This window comes from Cryobacterium sp. Hh7, assembly GCF_004403155.1.
GTDB classification, from domain to species: domain Bacteria; phylum Actinomycetota; class Actinomycetes; order Actinomycetales; family Microbacteriaceae; genus Cryobacterium; species Cryobacterium levicorallinum.
Map to the genome: position 1 here is coordinate 13,011 of NZ_SOHG01000066.1, position 22,689 is coordinate 35,699.

The 22,689-nt window shown below is 61.4% G+C and carries 24 protein-coding genes and 2 pseudogenes; 11 read left to right on the plus strand and 15 right to left on the minus strand.

The annotated features are described in order from the left end of the window. The first annotated feature begins 69 nt into the window (after positions 1-69). Complete coding sequence (locus E3T43_RS17780; RefSeq protein ID WP_134473402.1) at positions 70-1,356, plus strand: IS256 family transposase; 1,287 nt, start codon at positions 70-72, stop codon at positions 1,354-1,356. A 54-nt stretch (positions 1,357-1,410) separates the two neighbouring features. Here E3T43_RS17780 and E3T43_RS17785 read toward each other — a convergent pair whose 3' ends face one another. Then, a complete protein-coding gene (locus E3T43_RS17785) occupies positions 1,411-2,226 on the minus strand; it encodes an NAD(P)H-binding protein (RefSeq protein ID WP_134473403.1) in 816 nt (271 codons plus the stop codon). An 81-nt stretch (positions 2,227-2,307) separates the two neighbouring features. On the opposite strand from E3T43_RS17785, the gene E3T43_RS17790 reads away from it, so the two are divergent. From E3T43_RS17790 to E3T43_RS17800, 3 genes are all read left to right on the plus strand, one after another. Further along, positions 2,308-2,721 (plus strand): helix-turn-helix domain-containing protein, encoded by a 414-nt coding sequence (locus tag E3T43_RS17790; protein ID WP_134473404.1) that lies wholly within the window; start codon positions 2,308-2,310, stop codon positions 2,719-2,721. A gap of 229 nt (positions 2,722-2,950) precedes the next feature. Beyond that, a complete protein-coding gene (locus E3T43_RS17795; RefSeq protein WP_166791376.1) occupies positions 2,951-3,877 on the plus strand; it encodes an alpha/beta fold hydrolase in 927 nt (308 codons plus the stop codon). Positions 3,878-4,033: 156 nt separating this feature from the next. Then, positions 4,034-4,558, plus strand: a complete 525-nt coding sequence (locus E3T43_RS17800) for a nitroreductase family protein (RefSeq protein WP_134473406.1) — start codon at positions 4,034-4,036, stop codon at positions 4,556-4,558. A 195-nt stretch (positions 4,559-4,753) separates the two neighbouring features. Here E3T43_RS17800 and E3T43_RS17805 read toward each other — a convergent pair whose 3' ends face one another. Then, a complete protein-coding gene (locus E3T43_RS17805; RefSeq protein ID WP_134473407.1) occupies positions 4,754-5,698 on the minus strand; it encodes a YafY family protein in 945 nt (314 codons plus the stop codon). Positions 5,699-5,787: 89 nt separating this feature from the next. On the opposite strand from E3T43_RS17805, the gene E3T43_RS17810 reads away from it, so the two are divergent. Continuing rightward, on the plus strand, positions 5,788-6,153 hold the full coding sequence (locus E3T43_RS17810; protein ID WP_092342527.1) for a VOC family protein: 366 nt from the start codon (positions 5,788-5,790) through the stop codon (positions 6,151-6,153). Positions 6,154-6,407: 254 nt separating this feature from the next. On the opposite strand, the gene E3T43_RS17815 is transcribed toward E3T43_RS17810, so the two are convergent. Further along, the gene (locus E3T43_RS17815) at positions 6,408-7,640 is read right to left on the minus strand and encodes an MFS transporter (protein ID WP_134473408.1); all 1,233 of its coding nucleotides are present in this window, start codon (positions 7,638-7,640) and stop codon (positions 6,408-6,410) included. An 83-nt stretch (positions 7,641-7,723) separates the two neighbouring features. On the opposite strand from E3T43_RS17815, the gene E3T43_RS17820 reads away from it, so the two are divergent. After that, positions 7,724-8,101, plus strand: coding sequence for a helix-turn-helix transcriptional regulator (locus E3T43_RS17820; RefSeq protein ID WP_134473409.1), 378 nt, complete (start codon positions 7,724-7,726; stop codon positions 8,099-8,101). Positions 8,102-8,255: 154 nt separating this feature from the next. Here the strand turns inward: E3T43_RS17820 and E3T43_RS17825 are convergent, their stop codons facing one another. Next, on the minus strand, positions 8,256-8,783 hold the full coding sequence (locus E3T43_RS17825; RefSeq protein WP_134473410.1) for a GrpB family protein: 528 nt from the start codon (positions 8,781-8,783) through the stop codon (positions 8,256-8,258). Between the two features lie 172 nt (positions 8,784-8,955). Here E3T43_RS17825 and E3T43_RS17830 point away from each other — a divergent pair, with 172 nt between their 5' ends. From E3T43_RS17830 to E3T43_RS17835, 3 genes are all read left to right on the plus strand, one after another. Further along, the gene (locus tag E3T43_RS17830; protein WP_134473411.1) at positions 8,956-9,537 is read left to right on the plus strand and encodes a recombinase family protein; all 582 of its coding nucleotides are present in this window, start codon (positions 8,956-8,958) and stop codon (positions 9,535-9,537) included. Between the two features lie 233 nt (positions 9,538-9,770). Further along, entirely contained in the window at positions 9,771-9,914 is a 144-nt protein-coding gene (locus E3T43_RS18890) for a hypothetical protein (protein WP_166791377.1), read from the plus strand. 178 nt (positions 9,915-10,092) lie between these two features. Further along, positions 10,093-10,647, plus strand: coding sequence for a GNAT family N-acetyltransferase (locus tag E3T43_RS17835; protein WP_166791378.1), 555 nt, complete (start codon positions 10,093-10,095; stop codon positions 10,645-10,647). Between the two features lie 19 nt (positions 10,648-10,666). Here E3T43_RS17835 and E3T43_RS17840 read toward each other — a convergent pair whose 3' ends face one another. The 11 genes and pseudogenes from E3T43_RS17840 to E3T43_RS17890 all read right to left on the minus strand — a co-directional run. Beyond that, on the minus strand, positions 10,667-11,905 hold the full coding sequence (locus E3T43_RS17840; protein ID WP_134473413.1) for an FAD-binding oxidoreductase: 1,239 nt from the start codon (positions 11,903-11,905) through the stop codon (positions 10,667-10,669). Between the two features lie 118 nt (positions 11,906-12,023). Further along, a complete protein-coding gene (locus E3T43_RS17845) occupies positions 12,024-12,965 on the minus strand; it encodes an ornithine cyclodeaminase family protein (protein WP_134473414.1) in 942 nt (313 codons plus the stop codon). Positions 12,966-13,051: 86 nt separating this feature from the next. Then, positions 13,052-13,897 carry an ABC transporter substrate-binding protein gene (locus E3T43_RS17850; protein WP_166791379.1) on the minus strand — a complete coding sequence of 282 codons (846 nt, stop codon included), beginning with the start codon at positions 13,895-13,897 and terminating at the stop codon, positions 13,052-13,054. A gap of 75 nt (positions 13,898-13,972) precedes the next feature. Then, positions 13,973-14,638, minus strand: a complete 666-nt coding sequence (locus E3T43_RS17855) for an amino acid ABC transporter permease (RefSeq protein WP_134473416.1) — start codon at positions 14,636-14,638, stop codon at positions 13,973-13,975. Next, entirely contained in the window at positions 14,635-15,273 is a 639-nt protein-coding gene (locus E3T43_RS17860; RefSeq protein ID WP_134473417.1) for an amino acid ABC transporter permease, read from the minus strand. The genes E3T43_RS17855 and E3T43_RS17860 overlap by 4 nt, the downstream gene beginning before the upstream one ends. A 2-nt stretch (positions 15,274-15,275) precedes the next feature. Further along, positions 15,276-16,016 (minus strand): amino acid ABC transporter ATP-binding protein, encoded by a 741-nt coding sequence (locus tag E3T43_RS17865; protein ID WP_134473460.1) that lies wholly within the window; start codon positions 16,014-16,016, stop codon positions 15,276-15,278. A 172-nt stretch (positions 16,017-16,188) separates the two neighbouring features. Next, on the minus strand, positions 16,189-16,872 hold the full coding sequence (locus E3T43_RS17870) for a GntR family transcriptional regulator (RefSeq protein WP_166791380.1): 684 nt from the start codon (positions 16,870-16,872) through the stop codon (positions 16,189-16,191). 259 nt (positions 16,873-17,131) lie between these two features. Then, positions 17,132-17,413, minus strand: coding sequence for a hypothetical protein (locus E3T43_RS17875; RefSeq protein WP_134473419.1), 282 nt, complete (start codon positions 17,411-17,413; stop codon positions 17,132-17,134). 191 nt (positions 17,414-17,604) lie between these two features. Continuing rightward, on the minus strand, positions 17,605-17,802 hold the full coding sequence (locus E3T43_RS17880; RefSeq protein ID WP_134473420.1) for a hypothetical protein: 198 nt from the start codon (positions 17,800-17,802) through the stop codon (positions 17,605-17,607). A 15-nt stretch (positions 17,803-17,817) separates the two neighbouring features. Beyond that, a pseudogene (locus E3T43_RS17885) lies at positions 17,818-18,456 on the minus strand (recombinase family protein). Positions 18,457-18,926: 470 nt separating this feature from the next. Next, positions 18,927-20,282 (minus strand): annotated as a pseudogene (locus E3T43_RS17890) (IS1380 family transposase); the annotation flags it as partial. A 431-nt stretch (positions 20,283-20,713) separates the two neighbouring features. On the opposite strand from E3T43_RS17890, the gene E3T43_RS17895 reads away from it, so the two are divergent. Both E3T43_RS17895 and E3T43_RS17900 read left to right on the plus strand, forming a co-directional pair. After that, positions 20,714-21,301, plus strand: coding sequence for an SLATT domain-containing protein (locus E3T43_RS17895; protein WP_134473421.1), 588 nt, complete (start codon positions 20,714-20,716; stop codon positions 21,299-21,301). Between the two features lie 2 nt (positions 21,302-21,303). Further along, positions 21,304-22,614: a nucleotidyltransferase gene (locus tag E3T43_RS17900; protein ID WP_134473422.1), complete on the plus strand. Its 1,311-nt coding sequence runs from the start codon at positions 21,304-21,306 to the stop codon at positions 22,612-22,614. The last annotated feature ends 75 nt before the right edge of the window (positions 22,615-22,689 follow it).

Genomic DNA, 22,689 nt, shown 5'->3' on the forward strand with positions numbered 1-22,689 from the left:
ATCGGGACTGTCTCTTAAACGGTGTTTCCGGCCTGACGCGCCGGACTTGGGTCTGGCGGGAAAGGTGCCGTGATGACGACACTTGATGCTGTGACGAAGAAGACGAAAAATGAGCCCACCCGTGAGGCGTTGGCTGCGAAGGAATGGGTGCGCCTGGCCAAGGAGCAGGGCCTGGCTCTGGACGGTCCTGACGGGCTGCTGGGCCAGTTCACGAAAACGTTCCTGGAGACGGCGCTGAACGAGGAAATGACTGAGCATCTCGGTCATGAGAAGAACCGTGCCCCGGACGAGCGTGACGAATCCAACGTGCGCAACGGGACCCGGCCCAAAACGGTGATCAGCCCCTCGACGGGGCCGGTGACCATCCAGGTGCCTCGTGACCGGGACGCCACGTTCACTCCGGTGATCGTGCCGAAACGACAACGCCGTTTGACCGGGGTCGATGAGATTGTGCTGTCGTTGTATGCCCGCGGCCTCACGACCGGGGAGATCAGCGCGCACTTCAACCAGATCTATGGCGCGCAGGTCTCCAAAGAGACGATCTCTCGCATCACGGACAAGGTGATCGAGGAGATGCAAACGTGGCAGTCCCGCCCCTTGAACGGCGTCTACGCGGCGATCTTCATCGACGCGATCGTCGTGAAGATTCGGGACGGGCAGGTCGCCAACCGGCCCATCTACGCGGCCATCGGCGTGACCCTGGACGGCGAGAAGGATGTTCTCGGGTTGTGGGCCGGCACTGGCGGTGAGGGCGCTAAGTTCTGGATGTCTGTGCTGACGGACATCAAAAATCGTGGTGTGACCGACACGTTCTTCCTGGTCTGTGACGGTTTGAAGGGGCTGCCCGACGTCGTCGGGAACGTGTGGCCGTTGACGACGGTGCAGACGTGCATCATTCACCTCATTCGGAACACGTTCAAACTGTCCTCGAAGAAGGATTGGGATGCGATGAAACGAGCGGTGAAACCGATCTATACCGCTCCGACCGTTGACGCGGCGCGGGCAGCGTTGGATGATCTGACCGAGATCTGGGGGAAGAAATACGGTGCGATCATCCGGTTGTGGGAGTCGGCATGGGAAGAGTTCACCCCGTTCTTGTCCTACGACCCCGAGATCCGCCAGGTGATCTGTTCCACGAATGCGATCGAGTCACTCAATGCCCGGTACCGGCGGGCGGTGCGTGCTCGAGGGCATTTCCCCACGGAGCAGGCCGCTCTAAAATGCTTGTATCTGGTCACGCGAAGTCTCGATCCCACCGGTGAGGGCCGAGCTCGTTGGACGATGCGGTGGAAGCCAGCTCTCAATGCCTTCGCCATCACCTTCCACGACCGCTGGCCGAACGCAGAATCCTACTAATGAAAAACGCCGGAAACACCGTTAACGAGACACACCCCGGGCACAAACTGGGGATCAGGCAGCAGTCAGTTGTTCCACGATGCGCACCGCAACAGGTTCGGGGTCAGTGGGCGTGCGGCCAAGGAGATCGCCGAGGTCGCTGGAAGTTCGTGAAAGAAAACCGTGTGCCCCGCTCGAATAGGTCGAGAGGAGCATCGCCGGCTGAAAGGGCAGTAGCCCGCTTTCTTCCAGAGCAGCGCGGTGACTGCCGAGAGAAGCTGGGCGATAGAGCAAACTAGCCCCCTCGGCGACTTGGCCGGCCGTGATCGCGTGCGACCCAACGAGGTCGTACACACGATTGATGTGGCGGTCCGGGGCGGCCGCCACGTTGGCCGCTGCCTCCGCCAAGTCAGCGCGGGTCACCACAGCCACGCCAGCGGAGCCGAACGGCGCGGTGATGACACCCTGGCTCGGTGCGAGCAACGATCCGAAGAGCTCGGCATAGAGGCCATTGCGCAGAATCGTCCACCGCAGAGTACTGCCCTGTATTCGCCGCTCAGTCCAGCGATGTGCGAGGGCGAAGCCCAAATGATCCCCATCTGTGGCGACGCTAGTGTAAATCAGGTGCTGCACGCCGTCGCGTTCCGCGGCCGCGACAACGTTCTCATGCCTGTCAATCACCACGTCATCTTCCTCATAGCCCGCGGAGACCATCACGACCGTGGCGAAACCGGTGAAGTCCAAAGAACTAGGGTCGTCGAAGTCAACGTGGCGTTGTTCGCTGCCGTCGGCCGGTCGTCGCGTCCCCGCGATGACAGGCTGGCTCGCGCCGGCCAGTCGCTCGACGATGGCACGGCCTAACTGGCCGGATGCTCCGGTAACCAAAATCATGCGCAAGTCCCCTCGGTGGTTCTGAACAGTAACTAGACTCATCCTCGGTAACTCACCGGCACTCCACAAGGAGGCACTTTCGTGTCAGACAGCCACATTCAAGTAACCGCCTCGATCGAACCCTGCGGCCTGGACGAGCACCCGGACTGCGGAATCCGCGACGTGCTCACCCGAGTGGGCGACAAATGGTCCGTCCTCGTCATCGTTGAACTCGCCTCCGGCATACGCCGCTTCCGAGAATTACAACGCGGCATCGACGGAATCTCCCAACGCATGCTGACCCTCACCGTGCGCCGGCTGGAACGCGACGGCCTCGTCACCCGAACCGTGTACCCCACAGTCCCCGCCCAAGTCACGTACGAACTGACGGCCCTCGGCAGCAGCCTGACCCACCTCGTCAAACAACTCGCCGACTGGTCACTCGAGCACCGCGAAATCATTGGACACTCGCGAGCCAACTACGACACCCACCACCCCGCCCACGAGATTCACTAGATAATGGCCGCCCGTAAAGAGAACCTCCTGCGGGACCCGTTGCAAGCTCCGAAGTTCAATTGGTCAGAGTGATCGCGATGCCTGGACGAATACATCGTTTTGTGGCCCGTCGGCAATGGTGCTGACGTGCGATCTGTGAGGGACTATGCCACAGTCGTTCCGGGGGAAGGAACCGAAACGCGTCGGGTCTCCGGGTCGCCGTCAACATAGACGGATTGAGTTCAAAGAATTGAGCATCGCCTTGTCATATTCACGAAATTCTGTCGGCAAGGCTGTCGGTGCGCCAAAAAAGACTGTCGGAGAACGGAACTCCGAGCTGGCACACCTCGCCCTTGACGATGGAACAGAGTTTCAGCTCCGCGTGGCATCTTCCGGACACGACGATGGCCCCGTAGCGATACTCCTGCCTGCTCTTGGTGCGGCCGCACGCTTCTATGAACGCTTCGCTCGCCGGCTCAGCGCACAGGGGGTGACGAGCATCACAGTGGACCTCCGCGGTCAAGGCGAAAGCGGTTTAACGCCCCGTCGTCACACCACATCCGGTTACAAAGAAGTCGTGGAATCAGACTTACCCCGCATCGTTGCGGCCGTGGGACAGGAATTTCCTGGACGAGACTTTTGGCTCATTGGGCACAGTCTCGGCGGCCAGCTCGCTCTCGTATTTTCTGGTCTCCACCCGTCGAGAATTGCTGGCGTCGTTCTCATCGCGACCGGATCCGCGTGGTACGGCGGATTCAGCGGCTTTCGGCGCGTACGAAATCTGGTGTTGTCCCAGGGAATCGCACTGATATCCAGATCTATCGGTTTTTGGCCAGGAGACTTCCTCGGCTTCGGCGGCCGCCAATCGAGAGTGCTGATGCAGGACTGGGCTGCTCAAGTCAGGACAGGTCGCTATCGGGCGACAGGCTCAAGTATTGACTACGAAGCAGCGATGAGTGATGTCCGCATCAACGTACACATCATCGAGATCGAGGGCGACATGCTGGCACCGCCCGGATGCGTCGATCACCTGTCCCGAAAAATTCCGAACGCGAACGTTACCCGATGGCGTTACAGCCACGAGATGTCAGGAACGACCACCCTGAATCATTTTTCCTGGGCACGACAGAGTCCTGGCCTGGCGGAAAGCGTGGCCACCTGGATCCGCGAGCATTAAAAAACGCGACCACGCCCAACGAATCCTTGTCTGGCGGGGGTCGCCCACGCACGGCCGGACCGCTGAATCGACAGTCTTGATCTCGTGTCGGAACGAAGCCTTGAGAACCCCCTGCGCTGCCCAACATCCATCCCGTAGGGATGGGAAGCTGAGTGGATGGAAGCCCTGGAATTGATTCGAAGTCTCACCGCACGTCCGGCTGTACGGTCTTTCACAGATCGCGCCGTGCCCTCAGAAATGCTTGCGCAGATTGCTGACATTGCGCGGTGGACTGGTTCGGCTCGCAACCGGCAGCCTTGGCGCTTCATCGCAGTCCAGGACCGGGCCCACCTTGAAAAGCTCGGCACGCTTGGGGCATACGCACAGCACATCGCGTCGGCACCATGCGCCCTGGTCCTCCTATCGGCCGATAACGGCTTTCAGGACACCGAGTTCGATCTCGGAAAGGTCAGCCAATCGGCTATTCTCGCCGCGACGGCTTTAGGCCTCGGCAGCTGCCTGGCCACAATCTATCCCGACGACAATGTGGCGCAGGCCGCACGATTGCTTCAGGTGGAGCCTGGATGGCTCCCGCACCACGCCATTTCCATCGGATACCCGGGAACGCCAATGACGGGCTCGCGAGCGATCGTTTCCGGACGGCTACCCGTCGAAAAGCTACTCTCGATCCACCGCCCGTAAGCCGGATGATCACCGGACACGATTTCGTGCCCTCGCGAAAGCACTCCCAAGTGCACTTTTCGACCGATTCGACCGCCCCTAAGCGGAACCCTTTGCGGGACGCGTACGGCTCTACGTTTCGGACTCCCTTTTGGTGCAAACCCAGAAACGATGCCGCAGTGGAGAGGTGCTTTGGGCTCTGCTGCCGGGTCAGCCTCAGTACAGGGCCGCCATGGCAGTGGCAACGTCCCGCATAACAGCCCGCGCCTCCGGCGGACTCGTGACACGGAGGTGGTCACCGAATTGCAACAGCTGACGCACGGACTCCACCTGGTCGTAGATCACGGTGATCTCGACTTGTTCGGCATCAGCGGGCTTACTGCTGGCGAGTCGAACGCCTAGAATCCGTCGAGCGAGGTCAAGCCTGTCCTTCGACAGCGTTGCGATAATTGTGATGTCTCCCCGGTTTTCTACCGCCGTACTCAAATCACGGCTGACACTGGCGAGCGTTGCGTTCGGTCGAAGGCGTCGAACCTCTGGCAGGACATGCCAGCCCTCTAATCTTTGGAGCGAGTACAGCTTAGGCACGCGGTCGATATCGGCGACCAGGTACCAACGGCCGGACTTCGCTAGAAGACCGTACGGGTCAACGGCGTGCCATGAAGCACCTCGTTCGGCACGTCTCCGATAATGAATCCGCAAACGCCTGCCCGACTGCAGGTTTCGGGCGAGTTCGGCGACGCCGGCGGCACTGGGCATCGGGCTAAACCATGGAGTGTTGTCGACCACAATCAATTCGGACAATGGCAGTTCCAACTGGCGGCCCTGAGGGCGGCGGGAAGCGAGCTTCATTTGGGCGCTGCGCGTGAGTGAATCGATGCCAAGTTGGCGCGCTTGCCCGGTGTCCAAACCCAGTAGCTTCAGCGCATCGACCTCGGTGGGACTGAGTTTGGACACATCCAGCTGTGCCCCTGGAAGCAGGACGACGCCTCCATATCGGCCTCGCTCGGCGAACACCGGTACATCTGCGTCCGCCAGAGCCACGACGTCGCGCAGTACCGTCCGGACCGACACTCCCAACTCTTCTGCCAGTTCAAGCGCCGTCATCTGGTGGCGCGTCTGGAGCAGCAACATCATCGAAAGTAGGCGGTGGGACTTCATCTCACCAGTATCGACGGATACCAAACAAAAGCTGTCATGTATTGATGAAAGGCTTGGCGTTGCCGACAACGTCAACTAAGGAGATCCCCATGGCAACACCAAACCTGTTCCTCATCTATGTCACCGACGTCGAGCGCTCCACCCGGTTCTACAGCGATCTCTTCGAGATGGAACCTGTCACCATTACCCCGCGTTATGTCCCATTCGAGGTAGCTCCGGGCGTACTCTTCGCTCTATGGTCTGGCCGCGGCGACACTGTCACGACGGCGACGCCGCGAACCAGCGAGTTGGGACTCATGCTGCCCGGGTCAGCATCCGGAGTCGATGACTGCTTCACCGCGTGGACGTCCAAGGGGGCCACTGTTATCGAAGAGCCGCACGAAGACGTCTTCGGGCGCACATTCGTGGTCGCCGACCCTGATGGCAACCTCATTCGTGTCTCTCCGATCGACTAAAACGGAGTACAAGGGCAGACTCGATTGCGCAATTCTGCCCTTGTAAGGTTCGAAGACCGGGCCGGTTTCACGCGTAAAGTATCACGACCCCAACGATTGGCATGCTGGGTGACAGACGCCGCCTGTTCCGGAGGTATGTCCCGAATCGGGAACCCTCTGCGGGACATTTGACCCAGCGAGATTGCCTCGGCGGCAATCTTCTGCATTGAGAAGTGCAGGAGAGCGACGCTGACGCCGACAACCGTGCCCCTGGCTCAGTGTGGACTGACGTTGTGGCGCACGAGGATTCCTCCGGTGACCGCGGCCGCGGCGAGGACCGCCGCGAAGAGGGTGGTGCCTGCGCTGAGCCCGATGCCGTTGATGAGGTAGCCGGTGGCGACTGCGAGTAGACCGGCGGGGATGTATCCGCCGATGTTGAGAACGGCGTTCGCTTCGGCACGGCGGTTGCCCTGAACATGGGTCCCGATGAGGGTGAGACCTCCGAGTTGTCCGAGTCCTTGGCCGATGCCGGCCAGCAGGGCGGAGAGTATGAGGATCGAAGGGAGCGCGGCGTTGACGGCGATGATGAGGCTGGCCATCGCTGCGAGTGTCGCGGCGGAGCCGAGCAGGAGGATGCTGCGCACAGGTACCCGACTGACCGTGAGTTGAACACCTGTGGCGGCGAGGAACATGGCACACGCCATTCCTCCGGCGACCAACGGACTGGAGACGTTGAGCAGGTTCGACAATAGAGAGGGGCCGAGGGAGAGCACGAAAGAAGTGGCTGTGATCCCTGGCGCGAAGACCGCGATGCCGTAGGCGAGGTGGCGTTGGTTTCGCTTTGGCACACTCGGCAAGTGCAACCTGAACGCTGCATCTGCTGTGCCGGCGCTTTGGCTCGCTGGAGGACGAGGCAGCGGCAGAAAAATGGCTATGACAAGCGCGGTGGCGAGTAATACGAACTCGACCGCAAAGATCACTGGGGCCGGAGCCGTCATCCCTTGAGCGACGAGTCCCGACAGGAGCGGCCCGAGTCCGGCGCCGAAGACCATGGCGACCGAGGCGGTAAGAGCGGCCTGCCGACGGCGGGCGGGACCGCCGAGGTCAACGACCGCCGCCATGCCGGCCGAGACGATTACGCCTACCGCGACGCCGGTGAGGAACCGTGCAATCACCAGCACGAGGACAGAAGAAGCAGCTCCGAAGAGTGAACATGCCACTAGCGCGAGCACAAGCCCTGGTATGAGCACCGTCTTGCGCCCGAACCGGTCGGCCAATTGTCCGGCAACGGTCAAGGTGAGCAGAAGTCCGACCATATAGGCGGCGAAGATCACCGTCAGCATTCCCGCGGAGAAGCCAAGCTCCCTCTGCCAAGAAACGTAGAGCGGTGTCGGCGAGTTAGACAAGACAAACACCGCGGTCACGATCACGGCCGCCAACAGCATCGGCCGAGCGCCGAGCTTGCGGAGTAGTGCCGGGTCGGGCTGCCGAGTCGTGGTCTGTGCCATCGTCCTACCTCTATTCTTCAGTACGAGTTTTCTCGAACTTATCATCAGTTCGAGAAAACTCGTACTTGGTCTATGCTTTACGTATGCTCGACACATCGAAAACCGTCAGAGGAGGGAACGTTGTCTCGGAGCCTCCCGGGAACCTGCCGGAACCGCTGCCAGAGCCGTCGATCGACGAGCTTCAGCTGGAGGCGCTCATGGGGGCTCTGGCCGATCCGCTACGGCTGACGATCGTGCGCAAACTGATGCTTGAATCCGAGGACTACGACCATTCCTGCGGCTGGTTCGGATTCGACCGCCCCAAATCCTCCCTTACCCATCACTTCAAGGCACTTCGCGAAGCGGGATTAATTCGGCAGCGCCAATACGGGCTCGAACGCCGCAGCCGCGTACGCACCGAAGACATCAACCAGCGCTTCCCCGGACTCCTCGACCTCGTCGCCCACTGGCAGCAAGACTGACGACAATTGCATTGCGAGTCAGACACCCGGCAGCTACATGAACAGTTCCTGAAGCGGCCTCCTCACTGAAACACACTCGCCGCCCCAAATAGGGGGCCTTGAGTGGGGCGTTCAAGGTCCGATCACGCTCGTGTGCCTTCACAGTCGAGGCTCGTTATTTGTCCCACGCAATCGTGAGTGGGAACCCACGCGCGGCTTGCTCTTGGTTGAGGAGCGCCTGAATGAGCTCTCGTTTACCCGCCGTATAGCCCGCGCCGTCACTGACCGACGCGGCGAGCTGAATTTTGAGGTCCTCATAGAGATGTCGCGCCGACGCGTCATGCAAAAGCTTGTCGCGAAAGACCCTCTGGTTGCAGTGCTCCCAGTCGTCCGAGTGGAATACGTGCAGGATGTGTGTCCGGCCAAGCGCTGTGCCGCGGACGTAGACGGCGTGGTTCTTCGGTCCCGATCGGTGCATGGAGTACCCGAGGAAGGCGATCACTGACCCAAGCGCAAACGGGTCAATGCTCGGAGCTGCCCGGGCGGCGAGGTCGATGATCGGCTTAGCCGCGAGACCTGGGATCGCGGTGCTCCCTATGTGCTCAATCTCGGTGGCCCGGGAGCCAAGCGCCATCCTAAGTTCTACGGCCTGCTCCTCGAATAGACGGGGCCAGTCCCGGTTGTAGGGCTCAACTGTGACCACACCCCAACCCTACTCGGCTGCGGAAGAGTGCCCGCAAGCCGGACGGCGACTGGGACACTCGAACGCGCACGGAGCGCCGAAGACGTTCCGCATGGTTTCGGGGGCTCCCAATTCCCGTATGCCCTGCCCGAGAAAATGCCCGGTGAAGGGGGGATAAACGGTACACTCCAGCATGACCGGAATGCTTATCGGCTACGCACGCGTATCCACCAACGACCAAGACCTCACCGGCCAAGAGAACGCCCTCGCCGCCCTCGGGGTCTCGCTCCAAAAGACGTTCACCGATCAAGGCCTCACCGGAACTAACCGGGCCCGGCCAGGTCTTCGCGAAGCGTTGGCTGCATGCCGAGCCGGCGACACCCTCGTCGTGACCAAGCTCGACCGACTGGCACGCTCGCTTCGCGACGCGAAAGACATCGTCGACGACCTTACCCTTCGTGAAGTGAAGCTCAGTATCGGCGGTTCCGTTCACGACCCAACCGACCCAGTTGGAAGGCTCCTCTTCAATGTGCTCGCGATGGTCGCTGAATTCGAGGCCGATCTGATCCGCGCCAGAACTCGCGAGGGGATGCAAGTCGCTAAAGCGGCCGGTCGGCTGCGGGGCAAGCAACCCAAACTGTCTCAGGCGCAGGAGAAGCACCTAGTCGAGGTTTACCAACGCGGCGAACACACGACCGCGCAGATCGCGGAACTTTTCAGCGTCGCCAGGTCCACGGTCTACCGGGCAATCCAACGAGCCGGCGACACCGCCTAAGTCTGCATTCTGCACACGAGTACGGAACATGACAGGCAGCTACGTCTTCTCGGCAGATTTCGCAGGGTCGCTTGCGTACGATCAGACGACCATGCTAATCAGGAACGCCGCCAGTTCGATAATGCCCTCACGGAAGGCCCACAGCGATGTGAAAAGTAGGCAACGAACAAGACCGAGGCGGGGAGTCGGGAGCACGAAGATACAAGTGGCGCTATGGACCCCTCCGTCTCGTGATGCCTTGGCTGTGCATCGGCGTGGGAATCGTCATGATGGTCAAGGACGACTCGCCTCTTCTTTTCAACGTGGGCCTGGGTCTCAGCGTGCTTGAGATCATCGGGTTCTACATCGCCCGCTGGACGGCGAAGCGGAGTATCTAAAATGAGACCCGCCGCTGCGATAACGCCGACCTCATCAGCCAATGTCGGAAACAGATCCCCATCAGCCTGGACGATCTCGGCAAAGGCCTCGATCAAGCGGCGCTCGTGTCGGAAGGACCAATCCTGCCCCGAAGCGTATGGGCTCTGTCCCGCTCAGCGTCTTCGCTACGCTGGCGTGATGGCTGGTCTGGTATGGAAACTCCGGTGGGAGTCGGATCTTTCACGCGCTGAACACAACGCTCTTGCAGCACTTCTCTCGCGTATCTATCCGGATCACCACTCGACGTTCGAGGACGGTCGCAGTTGGGCAGGCGCACGCCCGGAAGGACGGGTCATCGGATATTCGGACGGCCGGCCCATCGCTCATCTCGGGTTTCTGAGACGGATGCTCCGCTTCAACGAGGATTCAAGCCTGTTGGTCGGAGACGTGGGACTGGTCGGTGTCGATCCCTCGCTTCATGGGTCCGGTATTGGCCTTCGGCTTCTGGAACAGGCGTCCACATGCTTTCACGATCTGGCCCTGCCGTTCGGCTTCTTGACCTGTCGCCCAAGCATCGTGCCTTTCTACGAACGGGGTGGGTGGAAAAAGCTTCCCGGCCAAATGACTCGCATGATCGACAATAATCTGCAGCCCGAAACCTACACCGGACCAGCGTTGGCGCTTCCTGTGCTGGCGCCCATGTCCGAGTGGCCATCGGACCACACAGTAATCCGCGATGGACTCGAGGTTTGAGCAGCCCGTAAGACGTTCCCTACCTCCTCGGGTCAAAATTGGCCAGTTCGGGTGGTGCGTTTCCTGTCATGATCTGCTGCGCGAGCAGGCGCCCGCTGACCGGTCCCAGCACGATGCCCCACATTCCATGCCCACCCGAAGCATAGATGCGGCTGGAACGGGTCCGGCCGATCACGGGAAGCCCGTCGGGTGTCACCGGTCGCGCGCCCACCCACACGTCCCTCGTGCTTGACCAGTCGACCCCGGTCATTAGGGGTTGCACGGCGTTGCGCACCGAGGTCGCGCGACGTGGGTCAAGGGGGGCGTCCGGGCGTCGAAACTCCATTGTGCCGGCAATGCGCAGTGCGCCCTGGTACGGCGTACCGACCACTCGCTGGGTCGGAAAGTACAGTGTTCCCGTCGGTTTCTGGGCCGTGTCGACAGTGAAGGAGTACCCGCGTCCCGACTGCACTCCCACTGTCACGCCGAGGCGACGCGACAAGTGGGGCAGCCAGGCTCCGGTGGCGATCGCAACGGCATCTGCATGTATGGTGTCCCCGGCGCCCGTGAGCACCGACGATGAATCAGAATCGCCCTGAACGTCGGTCACGGCACAATTTTCGATGATGATTCCTCCCCGGGCTCTGACCGACTGGGCGAGGGCCTCCACGAATGCGCCTGGATCGATGTAGCTCTGGTCGTCTACGTGCACGGAGTGCGTAATTGCGGGCGAGAAGAGCGCAGTCTCACCCGGATCGCTGTTTGCCTGCGAAGTAAGTTTCTGGCCGAGATGCTGAAGATGTTCCAGCTCGGCCGTGTACGCCTCGGCCGCCGTCGCTGACGTGAAGCCCAGCGTTATCGGGGCTGCCGTGAGCGTTCCTTGCACCCCCGCAGTAATTAGATCCACGAACCCCTGTTCCGCGAGGTGCGTGATGGGCTGGAGGGCGGTAAGAGTCTTCAGCCACCGCGTCGCAGTCATGTTACGACCGAATTTGAGCAGGAAGCGAAAAAGGTCCGGGTCGAAACGGGCGGGGATAGAAAGGGACGCGTCGCGGTCAATCACTGCCTGCAGCGCATGGCGCCACGCGCCCGGCTCGGCGAGGGGCGTCACGAGTCCCGGGGAAACCCATCCAGCGTTTCCCCAGCTCGCCCCCGCGCCTATGGTTGCTTTGTCCAGCACAGTCACAGGGACTCCGTGCTCCTGCAGATGCCAGGCGAGTGACAGGCCTACAATGCCAGCGCCGACGACGACAACTGATTTGGGTGCGGAGATGGTCATTCGCGAGTCCTAACTCGAGGTGCGGGTATCGTCATTCGCGAGAACTACCTACCGGCCGGCCCAAATTTTCGGCGCCTCGCGGCGTCATGGCGTGCTGGCGTACTTCCCACAGCAGCGGCTAGGCGGGATCACGGTGCGCGTAGAGGGCGCTTGCGATAATCAGGTCTTGCCAGCCCATGCCGACGCTCTTGAACAGGGCCGGACCGGAGCGCGGCCCGGCACCGTTCCGGGCAAGATCGGTCAAGGAAACCAGATGCGCTGGATCGATGCTGCCATGCTCAATGCCGATCACTACGTCGCCGGCCTCGCGGAGCGCCGTGTCGACGTCTTCCACGTAGACCCGGCTGCGCGCAGCGAGTACGTCGTCGGTCTCTCGGGACGCCGGATCGTGTGACCCCATTGCCACGACGACCGCGTCATCGCGCACCAAGGCACCGTCGAACAAAGGTTCGCTGGCACTCGTGCAGCAGATCACGATCTGCGCGTCTGCGACATCATCTGCCGTTCCGGCCGCTGCGGTAAATCCTTCGGCCTGCAGCGTCGCCACCAGCTCAGCGGTGCGCTCGGCGGAGCGCCCAACAATTGTGACTCGCGTGAGGGGCCGCACGGCCGCGACGGCGCGCACGTGAAACAGCGACTGCGGACCGGTGCCAAAGATCAGCAGGGTGGAGGCGTCCGCTGCCGCCAGCAGGTCAACCCCGAGGGCCGACACCGCGGGTGTGCGCAGCAGAGTGAGGGAGATACCATCGATCAGTGCGACCGGTCTCAGCGTGTGCGACTCGAAAAGAAGGTAGTTGCCCTGAATGCGAGCCAGGTTTTGGGCCGGGTTGTCGGGGGCCACGGTGAGAATTTTCACTCCCGCATAGTCGCCGAATTCCCCCGGCATCAGCAGAAAACTTCCGCGAGTAAGTGGAATGTTGCCACGGGCCGGCGACGCGTGCGGGTCGAGACCCGCACGCAACGCCGTGGCCAGGGCGTGAACGGCGTCTGCCATCGACAGGCCCTCGTGCACCTGCTCTGAGGTGATCAGCGCGACTGGGGCGAGCGTTGACGTTGACATAATTTTCCGTTCTTTGTTGACTGAATCTGGTGTGACTGAATCTGGTTCGGCTGCAACTGTCGCGTTGTTGCCGAAGTGACTAGCGGTTACTCGATCAGGCGCGGCTCGCCGACCTCGGCAGCGGATGCTGGCAGACCGTGGCTCTCTAGAATCTCGACCATGCCGCCTGAAGCGTGCAGTTCCGCGATAACGGCGTCGAGGGCGACGCCCATGTCCGTGTTGTCCTTGGTGTAAGGGAAGCCCGTCTGGGCCGCTTCGACCGTCGCCAGCACACGCTCATCGGGCTCAACAGTCGTGATCTCGTAGTCGGAGTCACTGAAGTTGAAAAGTGAGGTCCCGTAAGCGTCGACGCCTACGTCGATGCGCCCGGCATCGATGTCCTGCTTCAGTTCCACGCTCGAGGGGTAGACCTGCAGGTCGGAGCCGAGCAGGGTACGCAGGTCGTCGACCCAGAGATACCCATCGACGGTGCCGACCTTATTGCCGATAAGCCCCTCGACGGTTGTTATGCCGGATTCCGAGATCACGCTGAATTCGTCCAGGTAGTTGGGGGCGGAGAAGTTCACGATTTCGGCGCGGGCCGCGGTGCGGTACCAGTCACCCACGGTGAGGTCGATCCGCTTGCTCTCGACGGAGGGAACAGCAGCGCTGTAGGCGAGTGGTTCGTAGTTCACGGTGAGGCAGTTGGCCTCGGCAAAAGTGTTTACGATGTCGACGTCGATACCGGTAGCTTCGCCGTTTTCGGTGTAGCTGAACGGCGGGATCTCGGTCAGCCCCACGGTGAGGGTGCCGGACTCGATGGTGGAGAAGACATGGTCTGGGGTGCAGTCAGCTGCGACATCCGCTGTTTCGCTGCTGCTGCACGCCGCCAGGCTGGCGATGATGCCGACCACGAGTGCGGCGGCGGCACCGGTTCGTTTGAAATTGTTCATGCGAATCTCCATAGATGTTGTTCATTCTGTGTGTGAGTGAGGGTGATGCGTGCAGTGCAGGGGGTGAAGTTGGGTTTACCGCGCATAGCTGAGATGCCGGGACATTTTTTTCTCGGTGCTCGCCACCAGCCAGGAAGCCGGAATGGTTATGACGGCGTAGAGCAGGCCGGCCAGAATCAGCACGCTGAGGTAGTTGAACGTACTCGAGCCGATGGAGTACGACTGACTAAGCAGCTCGGGTACGGCGATAGTGAATGTGAGTGACGTGGCTTGGAAGATCAGGATGCTGAAGCCCATCAAAGCCGGCAAGGCGATCCGCAGGCCCTGTGGAATCACCACGAAGCGCAGGGTGTCGCGGCTGGAGACGCCGAGGGTCTTACAAGCTTCGACCTCTCCTTCCGGTACAGCCTGTAGGCCAGCGCGCAAAATCTCACTGGTGAAGGCCGCCGTGGTCAGCGCGAGCGCCGTACAGGCCGCCACGAATGCCGACAACGTAATACCGACGCTCGGCAGCCCAAAGTAGAACAACTGCAGCACAACTAGGGCCGGGGCCCCTCGCCCGATTTCGACGAAAACGACAGAGACCGTGCGCATGACGCTGTTCCGATTCGAGGCCATCACTGCGAGCAGCAGCCCGATCGGCAGACCTACCATCAGGCTGACCGCGGTGATGCGTACGCTTACCCACAATCCGTTGGCGAGGTCGGGAAACCACTCGATCCAGTCCGCGATGAAACTCATCGAGACACCTTCTTTCTCAGGCTGGCGTCTAGTCGTCGGGCTAGGAGGGCCAACGGAATGCTCAGGGCGAGGTAGATAGCGGCGGCAAGCAGGTACACCGTGAGGCCGCCGGCGTTGGACCTGGCATCCTGAGTCGTGTAGAAGACAATTTCCGTGACGCCGATCGTGGAAGCAATCGACGAATCCTTCAGAAGGCTGATGGCATAACTCGTCATCGACGGTACGGAAACCCGAAACGCCTGTGGGCCGACGATATGACTGAACGTTATCCAGCGGTTCAGGCCGAGGGCGTTGCCCGCTTCCCACTGGCCCATGTCGACCGCGGAGATGCCCCCGCGGTAGATTTCAGCGAAGTACGCCGCCGAGATCAGGCCGAGGCCCAAAATTGCTGCGATGGTGGAATCGAAACGAAAAGCTCCGATGCTGACACCGAAGTAGATAATGAACAGCCAGACAATCGCGGGGATACCGCGGATCAGGTCGACGAGTCCCCGGCAGAACAGGCGGACCAAAAACTGTTTGGACCGCAGACCCACGACGAGAGGTAGGCCCAGCACTGCCCCGATCGCCACTGCGGCGACCGTGATCAGCAGTGTCATGGGCACGCCGAGGAGCACTGCTTGCAGGTGCTGCATCCCTACCGACCCAGGACTGCGCGCAGAAACAACTTCGTGCGCTCGTGTTTGGGTGCGGAGAGAATCTGGCCGGGATTGCCCTGCTCGATAATCTTGCCGTCGGCCATCACAATGAGATTGTCGGACACATCCCGGGCAAAATTGGTCTCGTGAGTGACCACGATCATGGTCATCCCCTCATCGGCGAGTTCGCGCATCACCGCGAGCACCTCCAAGCCGACTTCCGGGTCGAGAGCGGATGTCGGTTCGTCGAACAGCATCACCTCGGGATCCATCGCCAGGGCCCGGGCGATGGCGATGCGCTGCTGCTGGCCGCCAGAGCAGCGCGCCGGGTAGGCATCCGCAAACTCGGCCAGTCCCACCCGGTCAAGCAAAAGGCGGGACCGCTCCTCGGCCTCTTTGCGACTGCGCCCCAGTACCCGTTCCTGAGCGAAAGAGACGTTGCGCAGCACATTCATGTGCGGGAACAGGTTGAAGTGCTGAAAAACCATGCCGGCCTTGCGGCGTAACTCCTCGCCCTCCTTGTGAGTGGCGGTGGAGCCAGCCGTTATGGTCTTGTCCCCAATGGTGATCTGGCCCTTGTCGGGCACTTCCAGCATGTTTATGCAGCGCAACAGCGTGCTTTTGCCGGCGCCACTGGGGCCGATGATGGCGGTGACTTCGCCGGCAGCCACATCAAGGTCGATGTCGCTAAACACAACTTTGTCGCCGTAGCTCTTGGAGACGCCCCTGAGGCTCACCATCTGTACCGGCGGGGTAGAAACAGACACTGGAACCCCTCAAGACTTGTGAAAGGCGACCGTCTTCGGTCGCCGCTTGAAGTAAACGGTACAATTTTACTGAGCAAACGACAAGGTGACGGCAAAATTGTTTATCAGACCGAAACAAAACTAGACCGAAAAACTCCGTCGTAGGTTATTCCTCGTGAACCCCGGCCCAGACGCCTCGAATATGTCCGAGATGGCGGTTCATCAGGTCTTGGGACCCTTGCACATCGTGCTCTTCGAGCAAATCGAGCAGCTCGGTGTGCTCCTGCGCTGTGGCGATCAGTTCGCCGGATTCCGCGAGCGACCCCAGCCCGTAAAGTCGGGACAGGTTGCGCAGCCGGCGCACCTCTTCGACGATCTGCCGGTTGCCCGCTATCGCCAAAAGCTGAAGATGAAAGGTGGTATCGGTGCGGATGAAATCAATCAGGTCCCCCGAAATAGCGGTGCTGTTCAGTTGCCGGGCGAGTGGGCGCAGCGCCACGATCTGGTCGGACGTGATCAGCGTGGCGACCGTAGCTATCGTCGGCACCTCGATCAGTGCGCGCAGCGCGGTCAGATCGTCGAGGTCCTCGTCACGGAGTTTTACGACAAAATACCCCTTGTTGCGGATCGGCTCGACGAGACCCTCGCGAGCCAGATCGATCATCGCTTCGCGCACCGGGGTGGCCGACACTCCCAGCATCTCCGCCAGGTTGGGAGCAGAGTAGATGCGCCCCGGCTGCATCTCGCCGGCGACTAGCGACTCCCGCAGGGCCTCCGTCACGCGTGCCCGCAGGCTGACACGTTTAGCCAACAAGGGCTGACCTGGTTGAAGTTCGAACGAAATGGTCATAGTCACCATGATGGGTCCTCCGACCCGGATAACGAAAGCAAGCCGCGCCAGCACAGCCCGGCGGCCTCCGCCGACCACACCAGCACTCGACCCAGCCCAGGCTCGAACGAAGCCATGTGCTCGCTGCTGCCCCTGACGGAGTCGGAGCTGGTGCCGGCCACTTCAAGAACGGTCCCAGTCTCGAAGGTTGCACAGTTTGCGGTGGCACTGTTAGCGACGAGCTCGGTGATGGCCGTGTTTTGCTCGGCGACTGCCGCGGTTACCACCCGGCGAACCAGGTGGTGATGTCCCGGTCGTCGCCCGTGACGTGGGCAACAGTTAGGACTCCGGTGCCGCCCAATTCGGTCAGTCCGCTGTCGAGGTGCTCGGTAGCGCCGCGAAGTTCGGTTGATGTCATGTCCGCCCACCAGGTGTAGTTCAAACGATAAATGGCCCGGACTTCTCGCCACACTTTCGGGAGCCACCGAGCGCGCATGGTTCCGGCCTGATGCCAGTCCGCGACGACCATGGCCCAGTACTCGTCAAATGGGACAACCATCACGTCCGCGTCCTTCTGCAGGGCGCGACGAACTCCCTTGATTTCGGCGGTACGGAGCGAGGACCTACATGAGGGAGGTCAGCCCGTCGCCAGTTGAGTAGAGGGTACACCCTATTGTGTCGAAGCGAATTCAACCGGCAGGGTCGAGCCGTCAGCCGCTAATTCGCGGGCAACGGAGCGATTGCAAACCCGCATCAACCCGAAAACGAATCGTCGATGACGGCCTGAACCGCCGTGGCTACGTCTTTGAAGCGGTCTTCACGGATGGCGGTAACCGGGGTGTCGTAGTCTAGCCACGGGTTCGCGCCAATAAACCAGGCACGGGCGACGTGCTCACCTTCAGCCTGGACCAATATCGTCCACCGCTCGTAGGCGAACTGAAGGCGTCGCATCGCTTCGTTCTTCGATCAATAGAATTTCGCGGAGACTATACGGGGCACGTTCGGCCGCCTAGAATGACTCGGCGGTGAGGTCCAGTGCCCGCGTTCGGCATAGAACGTTGCTCGAGACATTCCAAGATCGCGGGCAACCGTTGTCGCTGTCTCGCCACTGTCGATGAGTTGACGGGCGTTGCGGATTTGGCTGTCGGTGATGAGCCGCGGACGGCCGCCTAAATCCTTGCCGGCTTCGCGGCGTTTGTTGATGGAGTCGACAACACGCTCTCGCTTGATTTCGTGTTCCATCTGCCCGAGCGCCGCCATGATCGTGAACAGCATGGACCCCATCGGTGTTGCTGTATCGACGTCGCCGCCGCCGAGGTTCAGTACGCGAAGACCGGCACTGCGATCGCGGAGCTCCTCGCCGAAAGCGAGCATGTTCTGCGTCGATCGGCCCAGCCGATCCAGGGTCGTGATGACGAGAGTGTCGCCGTCCTCGAGAGCGTCGAGCGCGCGATCGAAGTACGGCCGTGATGCTCGAGCGCCTGAGATGCCGTGGTCGACGTAGAGGTCGTTACGCTGGAGGCCAGCGGCGAAGATGTCGATCTGTTACCGGTCGGTGGACTGCTGTCGCGTGGATACGCGAGCGTAGCCGGTCAGTTTAGTCATTTCTGCTCCTGGGGTGTCTCCTAACCAATGGCGACGACCACAGTTCAAGCATGTGGTTATGCGACGTAGTTATGAGAATCGGTGCACCGCAAGATTCCGGCGAACGTGGGGGAGCCAAGGCGTGGGCGTGAGCCGTCTTGTATCCCTAGGGTTTCGAGACGCCGACACCGGTTCTGTGAGTGTCAGAAGTTACGCAGTGTATTCCTGCGCGCGCGGCCGCCCGTCAGGATCCGGACGCATGGCCCCCGGGCAGGGAGCCTTTCCTCGTCGCCCATCGCCGTCAGCTTTAGCCTGAATCCACCGGTCGGCCGTTGACGAAATCGTGATTTCGTCCTGACCGCGTTTTCGTGGTTCGGGCGTGTTTGAGGGTTGGGCCTCGATGCCGTGGTGTTCCACTGGGTGTTCTTGATCGCGCCCTCTGGGGCTGGATGGTTAGGTGGCGGCTGGGCCCGGTGGGCCGCAGACGCTGGGAACACGGCTGTCCAGCCGTGTTCCCAGGGCCAGTGTTCGGGTAGGTGCAGCGTGATGCGGCGCGCCGAGGTGGATACTCTGGCGGCGACGTTGATGAGTTTCCGGCGAACGGTCGCCGTGACGGCTTTTCCGAGGGCGCCGCTGGCGAGGGTTCCGGCGGCGCGGGTGAGGTTGAAGGCGATGCTCGCGAGCACGAGCCAGGCCGCGTTGGCGGTGAAAACGCCGGAGGGGAAGTGCGCCAGCGCCGACGCTTTCATGTCAGCGTTCAGGTTTTCGATGACCGCATGTTGGCGGTGGGTTTTGTCGGCGTCAACAGTGTTGAGGGTGCTGGTGGTGAAGAATGCGTGGAAGCGGAACAGGTCAAAAAGGGTGCCTTGCCCGGCCTCGACGGTCTTGTTCAGTTCGGGGATACGACGCACGACGAGGCGTCCCGGAACTTGTTCGCTCTTTTTCTTGGATCCGAACGCGGTGAAGGGAATCTCGGCGACTTCCGCGTCGGAGATCCATCGCCCGGTTGTGTCGTCGAAGATCGCATTGGTGTATTTGATCGGGGTCCACGCGGTCTCGGGGATCGTGCTGATCGCGGCTTTCACCAGTGAATTCAGGCGTGCGGTGATCGAGACCATTGCGCCGGCGCGGAGGGCGGCCTTGATGACGGCACTGACGTAGTAGGCGCTGTCAGCACGGAGGAGCAGCAGCCCCGTCGCGGTGGGGCTGCGCAGGCGCTTCACCGTGGCGAGGGTGTCCGAGACGAATTTCGCCGCGCCGCGGGCGGAGTTGGTGGGGCCTTTCCGAAGCCGGCAGGCGACGATGATCGGTGCGGCCAGCCCAGTACTGACGATGGCGAACAGGGCGTTGAGGCCTCGGATGCCGGAGTAGCCAAACCCGGCGCCTTGCTTCTTGTATCCGTGTACTTCTTTGATGGTGTCGTCAATATCGACCAGGGCGAGGTCGTCGATGCCGGCGACGATCGGTACGGCGGCGGCGAGGTTCTGGAGCCACCGGGACGCGGCGGCGTCGAGCTGCCGGACGTGGCCGAAAGCGAAGGCGCGCAGGAATGACCCCAGGGTTGAGGGTGCGTAGGTTCCGGTGAACAATTTCCGGAGCGCGCCGTGCCTGAGCATGGCCATATCGTCAATGGAGTCGGCGCCGGTGAGCATCCCTGCGACCAGTGCCAGCGCTTTCATTCCGGCGTTCGCGCCGAAGTATCCGGGCAGTTTCACCCACTCATCGACCAAGGTGCCGAGGCCCGTTTTTGCCGCCAGTGCCATCGTGGGGACTAGTCCGGCCGACGACACGAGATTGGGGTCGTCGAAGGATGCAGATAAGGACCGGTGAGTGTGAGAAAGTTGCATCTACGAGATGTCTCCCTGAGCGTTGAATAGTTTGTCTAAGTAACAACTATTTTAGCTGATCAGAGGGGCATTCTCGGTTTAACGCGCCGTCAAAACCTCAAGGTCAACCGGTGGATTCAGGTTTAGCAAGGCTTCGATATGCGCCCGGTCAGGCTTCTGTCCTTTGCAGTGAGAGCGAGTGAATTCCGCACATGGGAATCGATCACGGTTTTGTGAAGTTGACCTGCTTGCTGAGAACAGAGTCACTGACTCCCAACGAGTTTCGGATTGCCGAAAAGTCCGCGGTGGATCGCTTCATCGAATACGGCCACCGCCATTCTGGCTCAAAGACGTGCTGTTCGTTCCATGATGTCGGAGGTCACCGCCATACTCAGACCGGGGGCATTCGCTGGATGTGTGTGCTTCGACTGTTCAAGAGTGATCGGAGCGAAATGATCAACGATGACGCTGGCCGCGACCGGTACCTGCTTGCCCAGGGGCGCGAGGCCTTCGGGCGCGTGGCGTACACCCACAAGACCCACGAGAAGCAAGCGGACATTTGCTTCACCAAGCATCGCTGGCAGCAGGGCGTGCTCATCGCGCTGACCGCGGTCAGCTCCGGCACGTTCCTGGTCGCCGTGGTGAGTCAGCTCGCCAGCACAACCACGACCAGCCTCATCACCGCCACCGTCGCTGTACTGGTGACCTGGGTGACGCTTGGGGCCAAGACGTTCCGGTTCCACGAGGAGGCCGAGGCGCACCGAGACATCGCGTCGCGACTGTGGGACGTGCGCGAGTCTTACGTCTCGCTCATCGCCGACCTGATGTCCGGTGAGATCGCGGACGTTGATGCCCGGGCTCGCCGCGACGAGCTGCAGGAGACCACCCGCGCGGTCTACTCGTTCGCGCCGCGGACCACCCCTAAGGCGTACGGCCGCGCTCAGAAGGGCCTGAAGTTCAACGAGGAGCTGACGTTCTCCTCCCGCGAACTCGACCTCCTGCTCCCCGAGGCGTTGCGGCTCAACGAAGGCGAGGTCTGAGGATGGACACCTCTGAGATCTTCGACGGGTTGCTGGCGAACCTCAAGGTGGGGCAGAAAGTCGCGGCGATCCGAGCCCGCCGTGACGAGATCACCAAAGCCCTGAATAAGGACTTCCGCGGTAAGGACGCCTGCGTCGACTACAAGCTGATGATCGGCTCGTTCGGACGGCACACAGCGATCAAGTCCATCTCCGACCTAGATATGATCTTCATCCTGCCGCCGGGGCTGCGCGACGGGTTCGCCGACGCCAACGGCCCTCGCCGGATGCTCGAGCGCGTGCGCAACGTGCTCACGGCGCGGTACACGAACACCGACATCCGGGTCGACCAGTGCGTTGTACGCGTGCAGTTCGCGTCCGATGCGTTCAAGTTTGAGGTTCAGCCTGTGTTCGAGAACCCCGACGGCAGCTTCGACTACCCAGACACCAAGGCCGACGGCTGGAAGACCACCAAGCCGCGCGCGGAGATTGCCGCGACGAAAGAGTGCAATGACCGAACCTCGACGAATATGCGTCACCTCGCCCGGATGGCCCGGGCCTGGAAGAACGCAAACGGCGTGAATCTCGGCGGCCTGGTTATCGACACGCTGGTCTACAACTTCTTCACGCAAACCGACGACTACGATTCCGCGAACACCGCATCGTTTGACCTGATGTCCCGGGACTTCTTCGCGTTCCTCATGGACGAGCCGGAGAAAGACTATTACCTGGCTCTCGGTAGCCGGCAGCGCGTCTACGTCAAGGCCAAGTTCCAGGCCAAGGCGAAGAAGGCTTATAACCGCTGTGCCTCTGCGATCGAGAACGAGGGCAAGACCGCGTCGGTCAAGAAGTGGCGCGAGGTCTTTGGCACCAGCGTGCCGCTGACGGTCAGCGAGGCCGTTCTCAAGGCCTCGGCTAGCGGTTTGCAGACGGGCACCGAGGAGTTTATCGAGGATCAGTACCCGGTCGACATTACCGAGAGTGTGTCCATCGACTGCGAGGTCACCCAAAACGGCTGGCGACCGCTGTGGCTGCGCGCGATGGGGCGTGTCGGAGTCCCGCTCAATGCTGGCAAGCACCTGAAGTTCCAGGTCGCAAGCTGCACGGTGTCCGAGCCGTACACGCTGAAGTGGAAGGTGCTCAACCAGGGCCCGGAGGCGGAGCGTCGCCACGTGATCCGCGGCGACATCATCGACTCAACACAGCCCGGCATCCGCAAAGAGAGCTCGATCTTCCGCGGCGAGCACATTGTGGAGTGTTACGCCATCAAGGACGGAATCGTGGTTGCTCGAGACCGCATCGACGTGCCGATCACCACAACCGCAGACGTTTGAACCAGACCGAGCTCGTCGGAGCCTGCCCCGACGAGCTCGCCCCGGGCAGTGCAAGGTTATGGTGCCGGATCTCGG